The organism is Rhodococcus sp. 15-649-2-2 (assembly GCF_002258645.1).
Classification (GTDB): Bacteria; Actinomycetota; Actinomycetes; order Mycobacteriales; family Mycobacteriaceae; genus Rhodococcoides.
This window is the reverse complement of record NZ_NPFM01000031.1, coordinates 289815-311986: the sequence shown is the minus strand read 5'-3', so window position 1 is coordinate 311986 and position 22172 is coordinate 289815. Positions and strand designations below refer to the sequence as shown.

Below are 22172 nucleotides of genomic sequence, written 5' to 3'. Positions count from 1 at the left end.
CTTTCAGACGGTGTCCGAGGGGGGACTTGAACCCCCACGTCCGTTAATAGGACACTAGCACCTCAAGCTAGCGCGTCTGCCATTCCGCCACTCGGACCAGCGCGACTCGTGTCGCACGTTTCAACCTTGCATTCACAACCGGCCGCTGTGCGCTGCGTTAGATTATCCGACGGGTTCCCGATAACCCAAATCCGCACGTCAGTTCATGTCCGAAGGCGTTCGCCGGTGGTGCCCACAGCGGATTCTGGTGGTAGGAACAACGGTGTGCCCAACGAAGTGAGCAACCCCGGACATCGCACCACCGACAACCCCACCGTCGCCCTCGACGAAGTCGTGGATCTGGTCAGTTCCCTCATTCGATTCGATACGTCGAACACAGGAGAACTCGAGACCACGGTCGGCGAGAAGGAATGCGCCGAGTGGGTGGCGAGCAAGCTCGAGGAGGTGGGGTACGAGACCGAGTACGTCGAATCCGGTGCTCCCGGCCGTGGCAACGTGTTCGCCTGGTTGCGCGGAGCGGACTCCTCGCGCGGTGCACTACTGGTCCACGGCCACCTGGACGTCGTACCGGCCGAGCCGGCCGACTGGAGCGTGCACCCGTTCTCCGGCGCCGTCGAGGACGGGTACGTGTGGGGTCGTGGTGCGGTCGACATGAAGGACATGGTCGGTATGGCCCTTGCGCTGGCCCGGCAATTCAAATCGAACGGAACCGTGCCGCCGCGCGACATCCTCTTCGCGTTCCTCGCCGACGAGGAGGCGGGTGGCAAGTACGGATCGCATTGGCTGGTCGACAATCGACCCGACCTGTTCGAGGGCGTCACCGAGGCAGTCGGCGAAGTCGGCGGGTTCTCGCTGACCGTCGCTCGCCCGGACGGCACCGAGAAGCGGCTCTACATGGTCGAGACGGCGGAGAAGAGCCTGGCGTGGATGCGGCTCACCGCCAAGGCCCGCGCCGGCCACGGATCGTTCCTGCACGACGACAACGCCGTGACGTACCTGGCCGAGGCCGTCGCCAAACTCGGCAATCACACGTTTCCGTTGGTCCTCACCGAATCGGTGTCCCAGTTCCTGCACGCGGTCTCCGAGGAGTCCGGCCTCGACTTCGACCCCACCTCGCCGGATATCGACGGCACCCTGCTCAAGCTCGGCAGCATCGCGCGCATCGTCGGAGCGACTCTGCGTGACACCGCGAACCCCACGATGCTCTCGGCCGGATACAAGGCCAACGTGATTCCGCAGACCGCGACGGCGGTAGTGGATTGCCGGGTGCTGCCCGGGCGGCAGGCGGCCTTCGAGAAGGAGGTCGACGAGTTGATCGGCCCCAACGTCGAACGGGAATGGATCACCAAGCTCGAACCCTACGAGACCACCTTCGACGGTGACCTCGTCGACGCGATGAACGAGGCCGTCCTCGCGCACGATCCGAACGGCCGAACTGTTCCGTACATGCTGTCCGGGGGTACCGATGCAAAGGCGTTCGCGCGCATCGGTATTCGCTGCTTCGGCTTCGCTCCGTTGAAGCTGCCACCGGAGCTGGATTTCGCGGCGTTGTTTCACGGCATCGACGAACGAGTACCCGTGGAGTCGTTGGAGTTCGGTACACAGGTACTGGAACACTTCTTGATGCACAGCTGACACGAAAGGAACCATCGTGGCGTACAACCCATACGACTCGCTTCCGGACCTACCGTCCTTCGAGTTGACGTCCGAGGACGTCGAGGACGGCCAGGCGTTGGCCGCTCAGCAGGTCAGCGGAATCATGGGAGCCGGTGGGCACGACAACTCTCCGCAGCTGTCCTGGTCCGGCTTCCCCGAGGGAACCAAGAGCTTCGCTGTCACCGTCTACGATCCCGACGCTCCCACTGCGTCCGGATTCTGGCACTGGGCAGTGGCGAACATCCCCGTCGAGACGACGTCACTGGTGTCGGGCGCAGGCGACGACGGCGGCACCGGAGTGCCCAGCACCGCGGTGACGCTGAAGAACGACGCGGGCCTGTTCCGCTACATCGGAGCGGCTCCGCCGGCGGGTCACGGACCGCACCGGTACTTCATCGCCGTCCATGCGGTGGACGTCGAGCGACTCGAAGTGGACGAGACGGCCACCCCGGCCTACCTCGGCTTCAATTTGTTCTCGCACGCCATCGGCCGTGCGGTCATCACCGGCACGTACGAGGCCTGACCTCGGCCCTGTCGTGCGCGTTTTGCGTAGCTCCAGCTACGCAAAACGCGCACAAGGGGATCAGGGCCTGTTCGCCGAACCCACGGCGTCGGCGATCGTGGCGAACCCGTTCTGTTCCAGGCGCGCCGACAGTCCCCGGTGAATGCCCTTGATCCACAGCGGGCCGCCGTAGATGAACCCTGTATAGCCCTGCACCAGGGAAGCGCCTGCGGTGATCCGCTCCCAGGCCTGCGCCTCGGTCTCGATTCCCCCGACCGAGATCAACGTCAGCTGCGTACCCACTCGGCGGTAGAGACGACGCAGCACCTCGAGTGACCGCTCTGCCAGCGGTGCGCCGGACAGGCCTCCAGCTCCCATTCCGGCAACCATTTCCGCATCGCTGCGCAGGCCTGCGCGCGAGATCGTCGTATTGGTGGCCACGATGCCGTCGAGACCGAGTTCGACGGCTAGGTCGGCCACGGCGTCGATATCCTCGTCGGAGAGGTCAGGGGCAATCTTGACCAGCACCGGCACGGACACCACCGACTGCACCGCCGCCAGGATCGGTCGCAGTGATTCGACGGCCTGCAGGTCACGGAGCCCCGGGGTGTTGGGAGAGCTCACGTTGACCACGACGAAATCCGCCAGCGGCCCCAGCAAACGAGCGCTGGCGGTGTAGTCCGCAGCAGCATCGGCGGGCTCCACGATCTTCGTCTTGCCGATGTTGGCACCGATCGGGATGCGGGTGCGCCTCGAGCGCAATCGCTGAGCGGCATGTTCTGCACCGTGGTTGTTGAAACCCATGCGGTTGACGATGGCGCGATCGAGGGGCAACCGGAACAGTCGAGGGGTCGGATTACCGGGCTGGCCCTGCGCTGTCACGGTGCCGATCTCGGCGAACCCGAATCCGATGGGTTCCCAGGAATCGATGCCGTCGGCGTTCTTGTCGAAGCCGGCCGCGAGACCGAGCGGAGCTGGGAAGTCGACGCCGAACACCGTCGAGCGCAGGCGCGGGTCGTCGGCCACGAACAACTTCCCGGCCAGATGGCGCAGCGGCGGTACGACAGCCACCGCGCGGAGTACACCGAACGCCAGGTGGTGAATCCGTTCCGGTGGCACGAGGAACATCAGGCGCAACAGCGCGCGGTACAGACGGTCTCCCACGGTCTTCTTTCCGATCGATCCGGCTCGGTAGACATGTTGAGGTCGAACTTCCACTGCGGTCGAACAGTACTGCTGTGACGATCAGATTCCGGGCTCCGGGATGTGATGCGCAGTCTTCTTCCGCTTGAGCAGAACACGCCGGCTGCCGTCGGTGTACAGCCGAACCCGCGACAGTTCCCAGCCGCCGAACTCCGCTTGGATCGCCAGCCTCATCGACGCCGTGACCCGAGTGACGTCCGGGGGCAGCCGCAGCGGAACGTACTCCCAATCGTCGGATGGGGACACTTCCCATCCGATGGGCATCTTGGCTCGGCCCGGTGTCGAACTCTCGTGTGCGTTCACGTGCCTCCTTGACGACCCGCGGAAGGGATGCGCTGCAGCCCGTCGCCGGTTGCCGATCCGATGTACAGGTCGCCGGTGTTGTCGTCGACGGCAATCGAGTCAGGCTGCCGCACGGTGGCCAACCGCTCGGTCTCGACGGGAATTCCGGTATCGAGTGTGTATCCGACCACTTCGTTGAGGGCGGGCAGTGTCACCCACGCGACGCCGGACTGTTCATCGTAGGCGATAGCCCAGGGCTTCGACCCGACCGGAAACCGTTGCCGCATGAGCAGGTCGTGCGAGGTGAAGACGAGCAACTCCGTGCCGGTCGAATCGGTGACCAGAAGCCGCCCGAATTCGTCGCTGGTCATTTCCGCAGCACCTTCGCCGGCCCGCAGAGCCACTCCGAGGGTGCCGTCGTCCAGATTCAGATCGGTCACCGACGTCTGTCTGCGATCGAGAACCGAGACGCCCTTCGGCGTACTGGCCAGCGCATCGGCAGAGGTGACACTGCCCCCGGAGACCGTCCGGGTCACCTGTCCGCTCGCGTCCAGGACGCGGATCGTGCCGGTGTCGTCGCCGACGGCAGTGGTGCCGTCGGGCAGGTCGGCAGCCGACAGGGCATTCGATTCGACGGCCAGATCGGTGCGCTGCCCGTCAGCGACGTCGATCCTTGCCACCGAACCGTTCAGGGGAACCAGGACGGTCGAATCCCGACCGGCAACCAGTTCTGCTCCGACAGAGCCCAGGTCGATCACACGCGTCTGCGCCGCCGCGTCGGTGCCGACCAGACTCACCGAAGTCGATGAGTCGGTCAGCGCAACGAGCGTCCGGGTGACAGGATCGAAGGTGAGCGCGCTGACGGGCGCAAAGTCGGTGACGATTCCGGCAGGAGTCACAGCCGCTGCGGGGGATTGGGCCGGTGGCTGCGGTTCGACCGATATCTCGTCGGAATTCTCGTCGTCGCTCGAACACCCGCTCACCGACAACACTGTGACCACGGCGAGTGCGGATGCAACTGCCGCTCGAAGCGTACGAGCCGACGGTGTTCGCATGGAACCGAACCTACTTCCTTGGTGGCACTGCCCTGTTGTGGCGATGCCACATCTGTACCAGCGTGCGACGATCCCGGTGAAATCGACCGTGCCGGATCGGGTGTCCCCGGCCGTGCCGGGCGAGGCGGTAGCGTGATCGTCCGAGGTGAGTGCACGACATGGGAGTGGACGTGGAATCCGAAGAAGCACACTTCGTCGTCGAAGAAGTGAATGCCGGAACGCATGCGAACGGTTTCGGGCACACCGACGACGGTCGGGCGTTCGCGTTCAGAGTGCACCGCAGCACGCTGTACGTGGAGATCTACCGAGCCGACGTACGATCCCCGGTGCCGGATCGGTCCGAGGTCGAAGCGGTTTCCGAACACTCGGTCACCGAGATCGATCTGACCGACGAACGCAGCATCATCGGCGTCGTGCGTGACGCGGTCGCACATGCACAGCAGCTGTCCGATGCGTCACAGCGAGACACGACGGCAGTCCGAGCCTTCTTCAATCGTGTCAACTCCGTGCTCGAGGGTTTCTGACTCGACGGGGAACGACGAGTTGTTCACCGGTGTCGGGGTGATCGAAGACGTCGACGGGGTGTCCGTACACGCGAGCGAGCAGCTCCGAGGTCAGCACCTGTCGCGGCGGACCGACGGCAACGAGTGAACCCGAGTCGAGTATCGCAACGCGATCGGCGTACGCCGCTGCGAGACCCAGATCGTGCAACACGACGACGACGGCGCGGCCCGCGGCTGCGAGGGAGCGCACCACAGCCATGACGGACTCCTGATGTCCGAGGTCGAGCGCAGCGGTGGGCTCGTCGAGCATGATCGTCGCGGTGTCCTGCGCGATCACCCGTGCCAGCGCAACCCGAGCCTGTTCACCCCCGGACAACGACGCGAACGGCCGACGTGCAAAGCCCGAGACGTCGCATGCAGCCATCGCGGATCGGACCCGAAGATCGTCGTTGCGTGCCTCGGCCGTTCCCACCCAGGGGGCACGGCCCATCCGGACTATCTGTTCGGCCGTGAACGCGAATCCGACAGTGTGGTGCTGCGGCAGCACCGCGCGTCTTCTGGCCAGATCGAGGGACCGGTACGGCTGGGTTCCGAGTGGGGTCGGTGATTGCGACGCCACCACCACCGATCCGGTACCGGGCTCGGTGTCACCCGACAGGACGGAGAGCAGCGTCGACTTTCCCGCGCCGTTGGGTCCTACGAGCGCCAGAATCTCGCCGGCGACGACGTCGAGGTGGACGTCGTCGAGCACCGTTCTCTCGCCCAGCCGCGCGCTGACTCCGCGAGCGACGATCGTGTTCGAGCCCGTCGTCGGGGCAGTAGGGATGTCGTTGCGAACCCGGCCGAATCGCCGCATCATGCCCAACCGCCTTGCCGAGCGCGAGTGCGACGAAGCAGCCAGAAGAAGAACGGCGCCCCGGCCAGGGAGGTCACCATGCCAAGGGGGAGGTCGACGTTCGCGACGAGGGTGCGCGTGACGAGGTCGGCAGCGAGCAACACGATGGCTCCCGCGAGCGCGCTGGCCGGAATGAGGACGCGATGCAATGGGCCGAGCACCATCCGCATCGCATGCGGAACGACCAGGCCCACGAACAGGATTATTCCGGTGAACGCGACACCGGATGCCACGAGCAGGGCGACGATCACGATGGCGAATTGTCTGAGACGTTCGACGTTCACTCCGAGATGACGCGCCACGTTCTCCCCGAGCGCCAACAGATCGAGTCGGCGAGCGATCACCAGCGAGGCTGCGATCCCGAGTACCGCCAGTGGGGCGACCACAGCCACCGACTGCCACGTTGCGCCCGCCAAGGACCCCAGTTGCCAGAACACGATCTGATCCCTGGCAGCGGGACTGGCGACGAAGGTGAAGAACGCGATCACACCGCCTGCGAAGGCATTGACTGCGACGCCGGTGAGGATGAGGGTCACCACCTCGGTGCGGCCGGCGTTGCGCGCCAGGAAATACACCGCGATCGTGGTGATCAGCCCGCCGACGAACGCGGCCAGAGCCACGCTCCAGACCCCGGCGAAGCTACCACCGAGGACGATGACCGAACTGGCACCGACGGCTGCCCCAGAGGACACTCCCACAACGCCTGGCTCGGCCAGAGGATTCGCGAACACACCCTGCAGCAGTGCGCCCGCGCACCCGAGACACGCGCCGACGAACACTGCGAGGGTCAATCGAGGAAATCGGACCTGCCACAACGTCACCTCGCCGCTGGGGTGAGCGGGCATCGGACCGATGTCGAGACCGGCCCGATGGGCGAGGCTTCCCAGCACTTCCAACGGCGACGTCGGCACTTGCCCGACGACGGCAGAGATCAGCGCCAGGGCAACCAACGCCACGACCGATACGCCGAACGTCACGACGACCCGGCGTGTGTCCGTTCGCGCCCCGATCGGTGATGCCTCGGTCATGACGGCGGGTCGTACACGGCTGCGGACAGTGCTCGCAGCACCTTGCCGGTGTTGGGGCCGAAACTGAGAATGGTGCCGTCGTCCATGTCCACCACGCGGCGTTCTCGACCGGCCGGGGTCTGTGCGATTCCTGGAATCTGCTCGAGTCCCTCGATACCGCCGATCGACTGCAGTCCTTTTGTCATCATCAGGATGACGTCGGGTGCCGCGGCGATGAGTGCCTCGCTCGTCACCGGTACGAATTGTTCGGTCAGACCGGATTGGACACCCGCGTCCGTCGCCCCGAGCGCCTCGATCAGCGCGTCGGCTCCCGAGCCGGGTCCGGCGAGCATCTTGATCGCCGGACCACGCATGTACAGAAACGCGATCTTCAGCGGTACGTCCGATGTCGGGGTGTCGTCGGCAGCTTCGTCGATCTCGGCGTTCGCACGTTCGGCGAGCGCGCGGCCGGCGTCGGGTACCCCGAGTGCGGCGGCGACGGCTTCGATCTGGTCGGCGACCCCGGTCAACGTTCGGGTCGGGTCGAAGTACACGACGGGGATGCCCGCGGCTCGGATCTGGTCCTGCACTGCGCGCGGACCGATGCTGGTGTCGGTGAGTACGACGGTGGGCGAGAGCGCCAGGATTCCCTCGGCGCTCAACGAGTGGCCGGTGGGAGTGACATCGGGCACGTCCTGTGCCGCCGGAAACGCCGCCGATGTGTCGCGTCCGACCAGTTTGTCACCGAGTCCCAGTGCGAAGACCGTCTCGGCCAACGTGCCGTACTGGTCGGCAGCGACGATGCGGCTGTTGTCGGTCACCGTGACGGCGACGCCGTCGAATCCGGTCACGGTGGCGGGTAGCACCGCCGCCGGGTTCTCGGCGACCGGTTCCGGATTCGGGTCTTCGACGACGGCGGTGCGGGGGCCGAATGTGCCGGTGGGCCCGGCGTCGGGCGTGGTCACGGAGCAGGCGGCCGACAGTGCGGCGACGACAAGCACGGCCGTTAGGCGTTCGACGATCACCACCGAAGGTTAGCCTGTCCGATGTTTCTGGTCGCCCCCGAAGTTTCTCGGTGAGAACGACGCGACCGATCAGGCGCTGACGTCGTCCAGGGCGGACGCAATGGCCGCCGGCAGTTCGAGTTCTTCGGCCATCAATGCGCCCATCAGCTGGGCAAGATCGCGGGCACCCACGATCGCGCTGCTCACACCCGGACGATCCCGAGCCCATGCGAGCGCCACGACGAGGGGAGAGGTCGCGAGCCCGTCGGCAGCGGTGACGGCAGCGTCGACGATGCTGACAGCAGAATCGGTCAGGTAGGACAGCACGGATTCGGCGTGCAACTCGTCGGCACCGCGCGAGTCTGCAGGAATTCCGTTGCGGTACTTGCCCGTCAGCACGCCGCCCGCGAGGGGAATTGCGGCCAGGACGCCGATGCCGTGGTGATGTGCTGCGGGAACCAACTCGTCCTCGATCCCGCGGGCAAGCAGGGAGTATTCTGCCTGCGTGGCCACGATCCGACCGGTATCGGCTGCTCCCGCTGCCGTTGCCAACTGCCAGCCGAGGTAGCCGCGGGCACCGGTGTAGCGCACCCGTCCGCTGGTGACGGCATAGTCGAGCGTCGCCGCGACCTCGTCGACAGGCGTCATCGGGTCCCAGGCCGCGACCTGCCACAAGTCGAGATAGTCCGTTCCGAGCTCTCGCAGCGTGGCATCCAGCTGTCCGAGGAGACCACGTCGTGAGCAGTCGACGTCGTACCGGCCGTGGCGCGGGTTCAGTCCCGCTGCACTGCTGATCACCAGTTCGTGCCGGGGGACCACGTCGTCGAGCAACTCGGCGAGTACTCGCTGCGCACGACCGTCCCCGTACGCCGGTGACGTATCGACCAGGGTGCCGCCGGCCTCGGCGAACGCCGACAGCTGTGCTGCGGCATCGTCACCGTCGGTTCCGCTGCCCCAGCCGAGGGTGCCGAGGCCGAGTCTGGAGACTCGGAGTCCGCTGGTGCCGACCGATCTCTGCTTCATATGTGCCGAATGTCCTTTTACGTGTGATCGTCGGTGTCCAACTGCACTGCCGCCAGTGCACAGTAGTGCGCCCGGCCGCTGTCTGTGAATGTGCCGCGCCGCGTCGCTCGGCTCGGTACGAACCTGCCTCGCCGGGTACGGTCGTGCCCGTGAATCGCGAATTCAGGGGGCGTGCCGTCGGCCGCGCAACGGTAACGAACAGTCCATCCGCTTCCGTAACGGAGATGTCGATGTCGGAGGGGGGTGCCGCATGATCGACATGACGTGGCTGCAGGCGATCATTCTCGGTGCAGTGCAGGGCCTGACGGAATTCCTACCTATTTCGTCGTCGGGCCACCTCCGCATCGTGTCCGGAGTGTTCTGGAACGAGGACGCGGGTGCCTCGTTCACCGCCGTGACTCAGCTCGGCACCGAAGCTGCTGTGCTGCTGTTCTTCTGGCGCGACATCGTCAGGATCGTCAAAGCCTGGTTCGTCGGACTGTCGAAGACGGACGAACGCGGTCTCGATTACCGGATGGGCTGGTACGTGATCATCGCCACCATTCCCATCGGCGTTCTCGGATTGCTGTTCAAGGATCAGATCCGAACCGGTGCCCGCAACCTGTATCTCATCGCGTTCATGCTCATCGCGTTCGCCATCGTCATCGCGGTCGCGGAGAAGGTCGGTCGCAAGGAACGCCCGATCGAGAAGTTGACCACCCGCGACGGCATCGTGATGGGTCTGGCGCAGTGTCTGGCATTGATTCCCGGAGTGTCTCGCTCCGGCGCGACGACCAGCGCCGGCCTGTTCCTCGGCCTCGAACGCGAGGCAGCAGTGCGATTCTCGTTTCTACTCGCCATTCCGGCGGTGACCGCCTCCGGATTGTTCTCGCTGCCCGACGCCTTCGAACCGGTCGGCACGGGACTGGCCGCGTCCGGCCCACAATTGCTGGTGGCAACCGTCATCGCCTTCGGCCTCGGCTATGCCTCGATTGCCTGGCTGCTCAAATTCGTCGCGAACCATTCGCTGTACTGGTTCGTCGGATACCGCATCGTGCTCGGCGTCGTGGTGCTCGGTTTGCTGGCCGGCGGGGTCGTATCGGCTACCTGAGCCCCACTAGGCTCAGAGCAATGACAGTCATCTTGCTTCGGCACGGCCGATCGACCTCGAATACCGCGGGCACTCTCGCAGGTCGCAGTGCCGGCATCGAACTCGACGACCGTGGGCGCGAGCAGGCGCAGGCGGTCGCGGACCGCCTCGGTGAGCTTCCGGTCGCCGAGATCGTCCGTTCGCCGTTGCTCCGGTGTGAGCAGACAGTGGAGCCCTTGGCGGCCAGGCTCGGCATGTCGCCGGTGGTCGAGGACCGTCTGGTGGAAGTGGACTACGGACAATGGACCGGCCGGACGATCAAGGAATTACTGGCAGAGCCCCTGTGGAAGGTGGTTCAGCAGCATCCATCGGCAGCTGTGTTTCCCGACGGCGAAGGCCTGGCGACGGTGCAGCAGCGCGCGGTGCAGGCCGTGCGCGAGCACGACGCCCGGTTGGCTGCGCAGCACGGCCGGGACGTGCTGTGGGTGGCATGCTCACACGGCGATGTCATCAAGTCGGTGCTGTCGGACGCGATGGGTGCCCACCTGGACTCCTTTCAGCGCATCGTCGCCGACCCGGCGTCGATCAGTGTCGTTCGATACACCTCGATGCGGCCGTTCGTTCTGCGGACCAACGACACCGGGTCCGATCTCAGTGCATTCGTGCCGAAAGCCGAGGAGCCCGACACGTCGGAATCGGACAATTCGAGCTCTTCCGACGCGGTAGTCGGCGGTGGAGCCGGCAGCTGAGGCGGGCGATTCGGCACCGAAGCCCCCATCGGTGGCAGGCTGGAGAGCAAGCAATACCGTCCGTGGTCGATCTGTGGCCGATAATGAAGGTTCCGCGATGTGCCACGCGGAGTAGTTCGAGTCGTTAGGAGGTGCAATGCCGCGCGCAATACACGTTTTTCGCACCCCTGATCGTTTCGTTGCCGGGACCGTTGGTGAACCGGGCGACCGAACGTTCTTTCTGCAAGCGGTGCACGACGCACGAGTGGTGTCGGTCGCGCTGGAAAAGCAGCAGGTTCAGGTCCTGGCCGACCGGGTGGGACTTCTGCTCGAGGAAGTGCACCGCAGATTCGGAGCCGATGTGCCGGCCGAGGAAACGGACACGGTGGACACCAGCCCGCTTCTGACACCGATCGACACCGAATTTCGTGTCGGCACGATGGGACTCGGCTGGGACGCCGATGCCAATGCAGTCGTGGTGGAACTGCTTGCTGTCAGTGAGGTCGAGGTGGACGAATCCGTCGTACTCGACGACACCGACGAAGGCCCCGATGCAGTCCGAGTGTTCCTGACTCCGGTTCAGGCCCGCGAATTCGCGGTCCGATCCGAGCGCGTGATCGCAGCGGGTCGCGCGCCGTGCCCGTTGTGCGGACAGCCGTTGGCACCCGAGGGACACGTCTGCATCAGAACCAACGGATATCGCCGCGGTGCGACGTTCGGACCAGTGACCGAGGTCGACGAGTCTTGACCGTCGACCCGCCTCCGTTCGAGGGCCGCGAAACGATGGAGACCGGCGAGCTCACGATCGTCGGGCGGGTGGTCTCGGCCAGCAACGCCACGTTGGTGTGCGAAGCGGGCGAGGGCGATTCGTCTGTCCGGTGCGTCTACAAGCCCGTTCGCGGGGAGGTGCCGCTATGGGACTTCCCCGACGGCACTCTCGCCGGCCGCGAGGTTGCGTCCTACGAGATATCCGAGTCGCTCGGCTGGGGTGTCATACCTCCGACGGTTCTGCGCGACGGGCCGTTCGGGCCCGGAATGGTGCAGAAGTGGATCGACACACCCGAGGTTCACGCCGAAGGACGGGTCGATCTCGTCGACATCTGTCGACCCGATCTGGTACCCGCAGGATGGATTCCGGTGCTGCAGGCGTACGACGGCGACGGAGAAGAGATCGCGCTGATCCACGCCGACGATCCGCGTCTGCAGCGGATGGCAGTCCTCGACGTGATCCTCAACAACGCCGACCGCAAAGGCGGACACGCGCTCGAAGGGCTCGACGGATACGTGTACGGGGTCGATCACGGCATCTGCCTGCACGCTGAGAACAAGTTGCGCACGGTGCTGTGGGGATGGGCCGGCCAGGCGGTGGACGACGCATTGATGAACGACGTCGTTCGGTTCGTCGAGACCTTCGACGCCGTCACCGCCCCGCGTCTGGTGGACAAGATCACGCTGACCGAAGCCATCGCAGTTCTCGATCGGGCGCAGGAGCTCATTGCACGCCCGGTCATGCCGGAGCCTCGTTCGAGCAGACCCATACCGTGGCCCGCCTTCTGATCGGGCTCGGATAGGCTCGGCTGCATGCATTCTTGGTCCAGCCCGGAGATCCCGACAATCCCAGGACAGGGTCCAGCGCTTCGATTGTTCGACACCGCCGACCGCCAGGTCCGTCCCGTCACCCCGGGTTCGACCGCCCGCATGTACGTCTGCGGCATCACCCCGTACGACGCCACCCATCTGGGACACGCAGCGACATACCTGACGTTCGACCTGATCAACCGGTTGTGGCGGGATGCCGGTGTCGACGTGCACTACGTGCAGAACGTCACCGATGTCGACGATCCGCTGTTCGAGCGTGCCGATCGCGACGGTGAGGACTGGCGCGACCTGGGGGCACGCGAGATCGAGCTCTTCCGCGCCGACATGGAAGCTCTGCGGGTGATCCCTCCTCGCGACTACATCGGGGCCGTCGAGTCCGTCGACGAGGTCGTCGAACTGGTGGAGAAGTTGGTTGCGTCCAAGGCCGCCTACGTCGTCGACGACGCCGAGTACCCCGACGTGTACTTCCGCGCCGACGCCACCGAGCAATTCGGCTACGAGTCCGGATACGACCGCCCCACGATGGACACGTTCTTCGCCGAGCGCGGTGGCGATCCAGATCGCGCAGGCAAGCGAAATTCACTCGACGCATTGTTGTGGCGCGCGGTGCGTCCCGGCGAACCGTCGTGGCCGTCGCCGTGGGGCCCCGGCCGACCGGGTTGGCACATCGAGTGTGCTGCAATCGCACTCAATCGCATCGGAACCGGCTTCGACATCCAGGGCGGCGGAAGCGATCTCATCTTCCCGCACCACGAATTCTCTGCGGCCCACGCCGAGGCTGCGACCGGCGATCCCCGCTTCGCCCGCCACTACGTGCACACGGGAATGATCGGGCTGGACGGCGAGAAGATGTCCAAGAGCCGCGGCAACCTGGTGTTCGTCTCCAAGCTCCGCGCCGAGAACGTCGATCCGGCCGCTGTGCGTCTCGGGCTGTTGGCGGGTCACTACCGGCAGGATCGACCGTGGTCCGACGAGGTCCTCGAACGGGCTCACACCCGGCTCGCGCTGTGGCGTCGGGCAGCGGCGCTCGAGGCGGCGGCGTCGGCCGACGACGTGATCAACCGGCTCCGGCAGCACCTGGCCGACGACCTCGACACACCCAAGGCGCTCGACGCTCTCGACGCGTGGGCTAGTTTTGCAGTCGAGCGGGGTGGATCGGATGCAGGTGCACCCGGTGCCTTCGCCGATGCCGTCGACGCGCTGCTCGGAGTGCCGCTGCGTTAGTTCGCGGGCCCCAGGCGTAGATCCGCCAGCAGATCCGGGATCAGTCGTTCTTCCATGACCGCACGACCCGAATCACGGAGTGCGGCAGCCAGTTCCGGGTCCCACGGACTGTCCGTGGGATGTCCCTTCAGTGGTTCCGAATTCCGCGCATCCAGTCCGTGCCGGTAGGAATCGACATCCATTCGCCACGGTGACGCGCCGTATCGATCCACGGCTCGTTTCACCATGTGCAGTCCGGCCCAGTCGAAGTCGGCACGCCACTGGATTGCGGTGTCGGGAGCGCGCGAAGCCAGCAGCCGATGCACCGCGGCCGACGGCTGGCCGTCGGTGCAGATCACGCTTGCGCTGCTCGAGCCGAGAGTTCGGGCTGCAGCAGCGAGCACAGCGATGTTCTCGCAGACGAACACTCTCGACGAGCTGTTCGTGAGCGGGCCACGCGCGAGCATGTCCACGGTGACGGGAAAAGGCACGCCCTCGTCCGCTGCGTCGTTGAGCCAACGAGCCACCGTGTGGTTCTCGTCGACGCGGTAGCCGAGAACCAGGACCCGACTCGACAGTGCGTCGACCGACACCCCGGCCGTCTCCCACAGCGCCCTGATGCCCACCGGGTCGACGGGTCGAGGCACGTTCTCGCGCAGCGACAGTGCGTCGAGGACGAGCTTCGCAGCTCCACCGCCCGCGAGGGCCTTGGTATCACCGGTGGCCAGTTCCGCCAGCTCGGTGAGCGACATCCCGTCCACCGGAAGCAGGGCCAGGACCTGCGTTGCCACCGCCAGTGCATCGACGGCGACGCGGCCGCCGAGCGTGCCGTCCTGATTGAGCAACGATGCGATCCAGTACTCGATCCACTCGCGATCGGTACCACCGCCGAGTACCTCCCTGGCTCGATCCAGAGCGTCCGCCCGCATCTGAGCCTTGTCCGCAGCGATGCGCTTCTTGTCCTGCAACGGGGCCTGCTCGGTGAGAGTGTCGATCAATCCGGCGCCACCATTGAGCGGATGGCTCAGCCACGCGTCGAACCGCTCGAGGTCGAGCTTGGTGCTCCGCGCCCGAGAATGCAGACTGGAGTTGGACCGAGAGATGGCGCTGCACAGACGCCACAACTCCGGGGCATCGCTCAGATCGACGGTGATGTTGCCACCGACCCGAAGCCAGTTGGACTCCAACTTCTTTCGCGCAGCATCCAGCAGCGCAGACAATTCCGCGCTGCCCCGCCATTCGCCGTTACTGGACAAACTCCAGCCCGCCTTCGGTTCGGGTCGGCACACGGCGCGTCAACGGTGATCCGAGTGCGGCCGCGAGGTCGGTGCCGTCGTGTTCGGCGAACAGTTCGCCGTTCTCCCACACCAGAAGCGCTGCACTGACGGTGTTCTCGGCCGTCGAATGCGCCAGGTCGTAGTGCGCGCAACCGGGGACGTCCGCGTAGGTGATCCACAGGTCGTAGCCGGTCATGAACAGGTCGAGGTCGAATTGCACACTCAGGCCCAACAATTCGCTGCGGCCGTTGTCGTCGACACCGGCGAACGCCTCGTCGAGAGCGAGCAGACGAGGGGAGTGCGGATCGGCGGACGAGAGCATCACGTGCGCTGCCGCGAACAGCGGCAGGTGCAGCGACACAGATTGCTCGCCGCCGGAGAGCGCACTGTGCCGGGCGACGGTCAGGCGATCCTCGTTTCCGTCCCCACTGATGAGCGTGAAGGCGAACACCCGCCAACGGCGATAGTCCAGTGTCGCAGAAAGGATCTCGGGGTACGACCGTTCCGGATGTGCGGCACGGGCAATCCTGATCTCCGACGCGAAGTGGGCGCGCATCGCGGCCAGGTCGTCCTGGTTCAGCGCCGAGGCGTCGCGGTCCAGCAGTTTGGACACCGCCCGCGCCCCGTCGTCGAGGTTGTCCGCGAGCACCCAGTGCACGCCGATCGTGTTGCCCGAGGACATCCGGCGTTGCTTCATCTCGGCGGACATCTGAGCGATCAGCTCGCGGGCGTCGACAGTGCGCTCGTGGATCTGCTGCGCCAGACCGGTCAGCAGGGCATCCTCGAGAATCCGGCGCTCCTGCTCGGTCAGCAACAGTTCCTGGTCGGCCCTGGCCGAACCGATTCGGTCGGCGAAGTCTCCGACCGACGAATAGCCCTGCTCGTCCTGCACTCGTACCACCGTCAAACCGTCCGGCGCATCCCACTGCAGACGGTAGTCCTGACCCGATGCGGCCAGTTGCGAGTCGAACTCCTGCAGCGCACTCGTCAGCGCCGTTCGGGTCGACTTCCGGCTCGAGTCACTCACTTTCACCGACGCCGTCGCCGCGTCGAGTGCCGAATGCAACGCGCTCACCACCGGTGGAAGCACCGGATCGACGTCGTCCGGGCCGTCGGCCTGCTGAACTCGATACAGGATCTGTTCGACCGTCAGCCACGCCGAGTCACTGGCCGGCCACGCGTACGTCTCGTGGACGCCGAGGATGGCGAGCAGATCCTTGCGGGCGTACGGCGCGAGCCGCACCGCATCGGTCAGGGTTTCGGTGACCGCGGCGCGCAGGGTTTCGAGTGCCGTGTTGCAGGCACCCTCGGCCTTGCCGATCGCTTCGCCGGCTTCCTTGTCCGCTTTTCGGGCTGCCCGTTGCTCGACGCGGCATTTCTCGATGCGTTCGCGTGCGTTCTCGAGATCGGTGTCGATCTGTTCGGCGGTAGCACCGAGCTTCTCGCTCAGGAGCTCGAGGCGTTGCACCTGTTGCCGGTAGTTCTCGTCGGCTATCGCGGCTTCCTCGGCGAGCTCCTCGGCCAGACCGGTCGCTTCCTCGAGGCGGTTGGTGGCTTCGCGGGCCCGCTCGCTCTCGCGCGTGTGGTCGCTGCGCTTGCGGATGACCACCGCGCCCTGGTGCTCGAAATGGCGAATCGCTGCGGCAAGGGCATCGACATCGCGTCCGATGTGAGGGGTGCGATGGGCGACGGCGACGGTGCGCAGTTGCTTCTCCTTCGCGGACAGATCCGCGATCGCCTGATCGAATTCGCGGTCGGCGGCTACGGAACCGTCCTTCGAGGTGCGCAGCGCTCCAGCGGCGGCCGTGACAGCGCGTTGTGCCTTCACGATGGACGAGACACGGGGGAGTTGTTTGGCGGCCGCGCCCAGAGCCTGCACCCGCTCGCGTGCCGCCAGCTCGTCGGCCGTCGCGGTCTCGAGCGCGGCCGTTGCCGTATCGATCGCGCTGCCGAGTTCGGCGATGCGCTGCTCCCGCCGGCGAGCCCGCGCCGTGGCACCGATGTACTCGGCGTCCGGTTTCGCGTGTCGACCCCGCTGCACACCCTGCCAGTATCGGCCGTCGACACTTACCGCGACAGCGCCGCCCGATCGATCGTTCGGCTCCTGCTGCAATGCAACGGATTCGAGCAAATCCAGGACTCGGGACGCCGGTACGGCCGTTCCGGGTTCCGGTTCCAGAACGGACGCCAACGTTGCCCCGGAAGGCCTCGAGGCCTCCGGTAGCGGCACCAGATACTGCTCCGAGTCTGCGTCGGCGGGGAAGTCCGCGGTCGGGTGGATCCAACCGTCGAGCACATTGGCGGCCTGCAACGCGGATTCGATCCCCGCCGCGTCGGCAGGGGACACCGCGTCGGAAAATCGAACCAGCTGCCACAGCGGTGCGCCCGAGATATCTGCACGGCTGTCGGTCCGCGCAGCGAACGGCGGTGGGGCGTCGTCGTGTTCGGCTCGAACCAAAGACAGTTCGTCGCGCAGCGCATTCAGTTCGACCGAGCGCGTGGACACGTCGACGCGTGCCTGTGCCTGCCGGGCACGAATTGCGTCGATACCGTCTGCGGTCTGCTCGGCGAGCACCGATTCCAGGCTCGGGGCGTCGTCGTCGCCGATGCCTGCCAACGCCGCGTCGAGGGCGTCGAACACAGCGGAGGTGATGCCCGCGGAGGAGTACAGCGCCGAGTTGTTCGACCACCAGGTCCGCAGTCCCGAAGCGAACTGCGCCTTCTCGAGATCCACGGTCGCCTCGGCCTCGGTGACCGCTGCCGCCGCTGCCTCCAGCAAGTCGCGCGCCTTCGTTGCAGCCTTCTCCGCGCGAGCACGTTCCGTGGACGCCTTCTCGACGGTTGCCAGCGCCTCACGAACCGCGCGCACGTCACCGTCCCGCTCCTCGGCGTGCCCGCGAAGAGCGGTACTGATCTGGTCACTGCGAGCCGTACCCGGCAGCGGTGTCCACACGATGCCCGCGTCCTCGGCCGCAGTCTGCAGCTCTTCCTCCGCGCGGGTCGCCCCGGCGACGGAATCCCGGAGTGCGGCGTCCGCCCGAGCGGCCTCGGCGGTGCGCTGTTCCAGTTCTGCTTGCGCTTTGCGTGCCCGGTCGGCCTGCTGCGCCGTCGACACTTCCAGCTTTGCCGCAGATTCGGCCAGGTCGTCCAGTTGCTGCTTGCCCTCGTACGCGCTCGAGCGCTGCAGTGTTTCGCGGTCTGCGACGGCCTGATCCAGCGCGCGCTCGGCCTCGTCGAATCGCGTTTCGGCGACCGCCCGCTCCACCAGTCGACGGTCCTTCAGCGCCGACGCCGCGAAGTGTGCAGTGGTCGCGTGGGTTACGGTCTCGAGCCGGCGCGAGACTTGCTCGACATCCGAACGAGTTTGCACCCGAAGGTATTTGGAGTAGACCGAGACGAAGTTCCTGGCTGCCTGATCGGCTTGCGCCAGCCCCTCCAACGCACGTCCCACCTCCTCCATGTCGCTGAAGGATCGTGCGGCCTCGAGCACCAGTTGCTCGTCGAGAGGACGCAGACCGTCGGTCAGCGCCTGGGACAGTCCCTTCGGATCGAGATTCTTGGCCAACTGCGGACGGCGAAGTGTCAGAATCAGATTGATCAACTGGTCGTAACGTTGCGCGCCGAGCCCGAACATCCGGGCATCGATCGCGGCGCGGTAGTCAACCGGACGATCGGTGATGGCGTCGCTGCCGAGTTGTTCGGCCAACTGCTTCTTCGTCAACGGCCGGTCGTCGGAGCCCAACAACGAGAAGTCGACGCCAACTCGGCCGTCGGCAACGAAGTACCAGCGGGTCACCTTGTCGTTCTGACGGCTGGCCCGCATGCCGATGCCGACGGTCACCGATTCGGGGTCCGCACGCGGGCCGCGGCCGAACTCCATCCACACGTACGAGTGAGCGCTTTCCTGCCCTCGGTAGAGCAGGTTGGACTTCATCGTTCGCTCTTCACCGGCGAACGGATTGAGTCGGCGCGGTTCGATGCGCCCGTCGAGGACGAAGGGAAACAGTACTTCGAGCGCTTTGGTCTTCCCGGATCCGTTGGGCCCACGCAGCACCAGTCGACCGTCGGCGAAGGAGAATTCCTGATCGCGGTAGTCCCACAGGTTGACGATCCCTGCTCGTGTCGGCCGAAAACGTGTCGAGTGTGCGGTCATCTACTCAAGCCTCTACTTCGGATGGATCGGTGCTGGGGGATTGTCCGTTGCCGAACAGTGAGTCCTGCGGGGTCCGATCACGCACGCTGACCATCACGTCTCGGTAGCGCGCGATCACCGGCAGTACCAGCGCGCCGCCGGACACGCAGTGCACCAGGCGAAGTCGATGCAGTAGTGCCAGTGCACGCAGCCGTAGGCCGTCCCTATCGCTCTGCCACTGAGCAGCGAAGGTGCGGCCGAAACGTTCGACGAGATCATCGACGACCGTGGTCAACCAACTGTCCTCGATCAACGGATACAGCTTCTTCTCGTCCACACTGTCGAATGTCGTTGCGTCGGAACCGAACCCGAACTCGGCGAGATCACCGAAGATCCCACCGTCGGGAATGGCACTGTCCAACTGCTCGATCAGGGCGTCACCGTCGGGTAGGGGGTAGGTCGCCAGCGCGGGTGCATCCGGATCGATCACTCGGTCCGAGATTTCACCGGCGATCAACAACGCGACCTGGGCAATGGTTCCGGTGCTGGGGAAGCGGTGGTCCGACAGCCGACCCGAGGTGTCGATGAGTGCCACCCCCTCGGAACGGCGCTCGGCAACGAGACCGGTCAGCAACTCGACGTCGGCAACGGTGCGCGATGCGGCCAGGGCAGTGCGGCCGTCCGGGTCGAGATCGTCGAGGTAGACGACCGGTTGCTCGACCAACGATCGGCGTACTGCACGTAGCGTTTCCTTCGGGTCTGCTTCGCGTCCGGAGTCGGTGTGTCCTTGATCGGAGTCGTCGAGATCGATCGCGGCGTCCGTGCCGGCCAACAGACCGCGAATCGATCGCAGATGCTGGACGGCGCGAGGCGGCCGGAAGAGAGCGACGACGACAGGCCGGTCGATGTCGTAGAGGGCCTCGCCTGCGGACGGATTGTTCGCCCAACCGGTGGCGTCACCGTCGGCCAATGCGATCGCACCGCGGGTCGCAAGCCAGCCGATCGCGTCGACGAATGCGTCTCGGTCGCTCGCTCGGTCGGTCGTCAGCTCTACTCCGTCTACTTGACTTGCTTCTGCCGCAACATGATCGGCAAGCTCGGAGAGGGTGATCTGGTTGCCCGCCCTGCCGAGTGCCGCCAGTGCCAGTGCCAGATACGCGTATCTACGTCGGTCGAAGATTCGGTCGGTGGCTGTTCGGGCGGGTTGACTGTCGTCGAGCCGATCGATCACCGGGTACAGACGTGCCGTGGTCTCGGTGACCTCGAGGCGATATCCGAACAGTTCGAGCAGGTCCTCGCGTAACTCGGTGGCCCATCTGCGCAGCAGAGGCAGCGCAATCCTATCGGGATACGTCGTGGTCACCAGGTGATTCGACAGCGCGACCCGGGCGGCCCGCTGGTAGGAATCCAGTGCGAGGGTGGAGATTTCGCGAGCTCTCATCGGCGAGCGACCTCACTGACATCGAGAGACAGGCGGTCCAGATGCAGGCGTCCCCGGCTGGTCCGCACGATCGTCGAACGGTCGCTGTCACTCAGCGTCAAGCGCACGCCGCTGTCCGATCCGGACGAGTCGGAGGTCCGCCCACTCACCCGTACCCGCGCCGTGAGTGCAGCGTTCAGCAGGCTCAACAGCACCTCGGTTTCCTGCTCGTTCAGAATTCGGTCGTGGATTCCGGCCGACGCAAGCGACTGCGCTGCGGCACTGCGTGATCGCTGCGCGTCCAGTTGCTGCTCCCGAAGCCGCCTGATGCCGCCGTCGTTGCGCTGCACCCGACCCGGAACGCCGGGAGTCGGGGTGCGGCCGGTCTCGGCCAGGGTGCGGGAAATCTCGACCGGTGGAGCCTCCCACCACGATCGGGACGTGGAGATGATGTCGGCATCGGGATGCACCATCGACAGGTGCCTGGGCCTGCCGAGACCGAACACTGCGTGAAACAGGGCGTGTGCGCTGTCCTCGGTAGGCGTGGCCGCGAACCAACCGGCCAGATGCCGCAATTGGCTTTCCCTGCTCACGCCACCCCTGCGGGTCTCCGTGACGCGGCGTAGGAGCGACAGCACGGCGGCAATCGCGCTCATCGTGCCTTCGCGGAGTCGCTCGGACTCGCTGAGTTCGGACTCCGCCGCGACGAACCAGTGCGACAGGCCGGCCCAGCGGTCGGTCCAGTCGGCTCGCCGTTCGTCGACGGAGAGAAATACTCGTTCGTCGCTGATCGCGGCGCGCTCGACGAGCTCCTCGATGCCGGTGCTCTCGACGAGCGCGATCGCCTCCGCCAGCTTCGGGGCGTAGCGGGTGAGATCCGAGCTGAACTCGCGCATGTGCGTCAGCAACGCATCCTTGTGGACCAGAAACGACTCGGGAGTGATTTCGGTGGTGCGCACCAGATCGCCCAGCACCAAGTAGAAATGTGCGGCGCGGGTCGCCATCTCCGACAGCGTCGAATCGAGTCTGCTCAGCTTGCGGTAGATGCGATCGCCGTCGGCCTGACGGTTCGCCTCGGCCAGCTCGTGCATGTCGGCCAGCAGCTCGGGCAACACCATCCGCGACAGTGACGCGTCGTCCAGGCGGGCGCCGAGCACGTCCTCGACCGCGCGGTACGCCTTGTAGCCGGCCTGGCCGAACTGGTAGACGAAGTGACGGTTGCGGTATTCGGCGAGGGTCGCCGCGCGGGTGCCGTCGTAGCTGCGTTCGAGCAGGCCCCAGGCGTGGAGCCGATCGAGGAGGGGCGCGATGTCGAGTGTGGTCAGTGCGGCGTGCCGACCGGGGCTGCGGGCGATGAGGTCGGCCACGTCTCCGGAGTGCAGCAGGACGACGTAATTGGCTCGTGCGGTGTCGAAGGCCCGCAGGACTGCCAGGTACTCGGATCGCTTCTCGGCAACGGCGAACGAGAACAGACCGAGACGGTCCTCCTCCACGAACGCGTTCACGGCGCCCAGCCGTGCGTCCTCACCTGAATCGCTCACTGGAACAGGGTAGGGGGTAGGAGTGGAGCCTGCGGAATGACCCTGGCCACGGGTCTCGGTCGTTCAACCGTGC

General features: G+C 65.8%; 19 protein-coding genes and 1 tRNA gene. 8 read left to right on the top strand and 12 right to left on the bottom strand.

Features of this window, described 5'->3' with window-relative positions; genetic code table 11:
* Positions 1-11 precede the first annotated feature (11 nt).
* Positions 12-97: transfer RNA gene (locus CH305_RS22195), tRNA-Leu, on the bottom strand.
* A gap of 179 nt (positions 98-276) precedes the next feature.
* Here CH305_RS22195 and CH305_RS22190 point away from each other — a divergent pair.
* A complete protein-coding gene (locus CH305_RS22190) occupies positions 277-1635 on the top strand; it encodes a M20/M25/M40 family metallo-hydrolase (protein WP_080734375.1) in 1359 nt (452 codons plus the stop codon).
* A gap of 16 nt (positions 1636-1651) precedes the next feature.
* Entirely contained in the window at positions 1652-2179 is a 528-nt protein-coding gene (locus tag CH305_RS22185) for a YbhB/YbcL family Raf kinase inhibitor-like protein (RefSeq protein WP_032377863.1), read from the top strand.
* Positions 2180-2239: 60 nt separating this feature from the next.
* Here CH305_RS22185 and CH305_RS22180 read toward each other — a convergent pair whose 3' ends face one another.
* The 3 genes from CH305_RS22180 to CH305_RS22170 all read right to left on the bottom strand — a co-directional run bounded on the left by CH305_RS22180 (position 2240) and on the right by CH305_RS22170 (position 4698).
* Entirely contained in the window at positions 2240-3310 is a 1071-nt protein-coding gene (locus CH305_RS22180) for a quinone-dependent dihydroorotate dehydrogenase (RefSeq protein WP_094705254.1), read from the bottom strand.
* A gap of 93 nt (positions 3311-3403) precedes the next feature.
* The gene (locus CH305_RS22175; protein ID WP_032403404.1) at positions 3404-3625 is read right to left on the bottom strand and encodes a DUF5703 family protein; all 222 of its coding nucleotides are present in this window, start codon (positions 3623-3625) and stop codon (positions 3404-3406) included.
* Between the two features lie 35 nt (positions 3626-3660).
* On the bottom strand, positions 3661-4698 hold the full coding sequence (locus CH305_RS22170) for a YncE family protein (protein ID WP_094704908.1): 1038 nt from the start codon (positions 4696-4698) through the stop codon (positions 3661-3663).
* 158 nt (positions 4699-4856) lie between these two features.
* Between CH305_RS22170 and CH305_RS22165 the strand changes: the two genes are divergently transcribed.
* Positions 4857-5222 (top strand): hypothetical protein, encoded by a 366-nt coding sequence (locus CH305_RS22165; protein ID WP_032377866.1) that lies wholly within the window; start codon positions 4857-4859, stop codon positions 5220-5222.
* Here CH305_RS22165 and CH305_RS22160 read toward each other — a convergent pair.
* The 4 genes from CH305_RS22160 to CH305_RS22145 all read right to left on the bottom strand — a co-directional run bounded on the left by CH305_RS22160 (position 5197) and on the right by CH305_RS22145 (position 9130).
* Entirely contained in the window at positions 5197-6060 is an 864-nt protein-coding gene (locus tag CH305_RS22160) for a heme ABC transporter ATP-binding protein (protein ID WP_094704907.1), read from the bottom strand. The genes CH305_RS22165 and CH305_RS22160 overlap by 26 nt on opposite strands.
* Positions 6057-7124 (bottom strand): iron ABC transporter permease, encoded by a 1068-nt coding sequence (locus tag CH305_RS22155; RefSeq protein WP_094704906.1) that lies wholly within the window; start codon positions 7122-7124, stop codon positions 6057-6059. Before CH305_RS22155 ends, CH305_RS22160 begins: the two co-directional genes overlap by 4 nt.
* Entirely contained in the window at positions 7121-8125 is a 1005-nt protein-coding gene (locus CH305_RS22150) for an ABC transporter substrate-binding protein (RefSeq protein ID WP_179278390.1), read from the bottom strand. Before CH305_RS22150 ends, CH305_RS22155 begins: the two co-directional genes overlap by 4 nt.
* A gap of 72 nt (positions 8126-8197) precedes the next feature.
* Entirely contained in the window at positions 8198-9130 is a 933-nt protein-coding gene (locus tag CH305_RS22145; RefSeq protein ID WP_032403407.1) for an aldo/keto reductase, read from the bottom strand.
* Between the two features lie 259 nt (positions 9131-9389).
* Here CH305_RS22145 and CH305_RS22140 point away from each other — a divergent pair, with 259 nt between their 5' ends.
* The 5 genes from CH305_RS22140 (at position 9390) to mshC (ending at position 13750) form a co-directional block, all read left to right on the top strand.
* Positions 9390-10220, top strand: a complete 831-nt coding sequence (locus CH305_RS22140; RefSeq protein ID WP_094705250.1) for an undecaprenyl-diphosphate phosphatase — start codon at positions 9390-9392, stop codon at positions 10218-10220.
* A gap of 20 nt (positions 10221-10240) precedes the next feature.
* On the top strand, positions 10241-10948 hold the full coding sequence (locus CH305_RS22135; RefSeq protein ID WP_094704905.1) for a histidine phosphatase family protein: 708 nt from the start codon (positions 10241-10243) through the stop codon (positions 10946-10948).
* 136 nt (positions 10949-11084) lie between these two features.
* On the top strand, positions 11085-11675 hold the full coding sequence (locus CH305_RS22130; RefSeq protein ID WP_032378488.1) for a DUF3090 domain-containing protein: 591 nt from the start codon (positions 11085-11087) through the stop codon (positions 11673-11675).
* A gap of 35 nt (positions 11676-11710) precedes the next feature.
* A complete protein-coding gene (locus CH305_RS22125; RefSeq protein ID WP_165430252.1) occupies positions 11711-12484 on the top strand; it encodes an SCO1664 family protein in 774 nt (257 codons plus the stop codon).
* 24 nt (positions 12485-12508) lie between these two features.
* Positions 12509-13750, top strand: coding sequence for a cysteine--1-D-myo-inosityl 2-amino-2-deoxy-alpha-D-glucopyranoside ligase (gene mshC, locus CH305_RS22120; protein ID WP_032403410.1), 1242 nt, complete (start codon positions 12509-12511; stop codon positions 13748-13750).
* Here the strand turns inward: mshC and CH305_RS22115 are convergent.
* From CH305_RS22115 to CH305_RS22100, 4 genes are read right to left on the bottom strand one after another with little or no spacing between them, the layout of a single operon-like run.
* On the bottom strand, positions 13747-14985 hold the full coding sequence (locus tag CH305_RS22115; protein ID WP_094705248.1) for a DUF2399 domain-containing protein: 1239 nt from the start codon (positions 14983-14985) through the stop codon (positions 13747-13749). The two genes, mshC and CH305_RS22115, sit on opposite strands and share 4 nt — an antisense overlap.
* Complete coding sequence (locus tag CH305_RS22110; protein WP_094704903.1) at positions 14975-19159, bottom strand: TIGR02680 family protein; 4185 nt, start codon at positions 19157-19159, stop codon at positions 14975-14977. The genes CH305_RS22115 and CH305_RS22110 overlap by 11 nt, the downstream gene beginning before the upstream one ends.
* Positions 19160-19163: 4 nt before the next feature.
* Positions 19164-20579, bottom strand: a complete 1416-nt coding sequence (locus CH305_RS22105) for a DUF2398 family protein (RefSeq protein WP_094704902.1) — start codon at positions 20577-20579, stop codon at positions 19164-19166.
* Positions 20576-22051 carry a TIGR02677 family protein gene (locus CH305_RS22100; RefSeq protein ID WP_373454581.1) on the bottom strand — a complete coding sequence of 492 codons (1476 nt, stop codon included), beginning with the start codon at positions 22049-22051 and terminating at the stop codon, positions 20576-20578. Before CH305_RS22100 ends, CH305_RS22105 begins: the two co-directional genes overlap by 4 nt.
* Positions 22052-22172 lie beyond the last annotated feature (121 nt).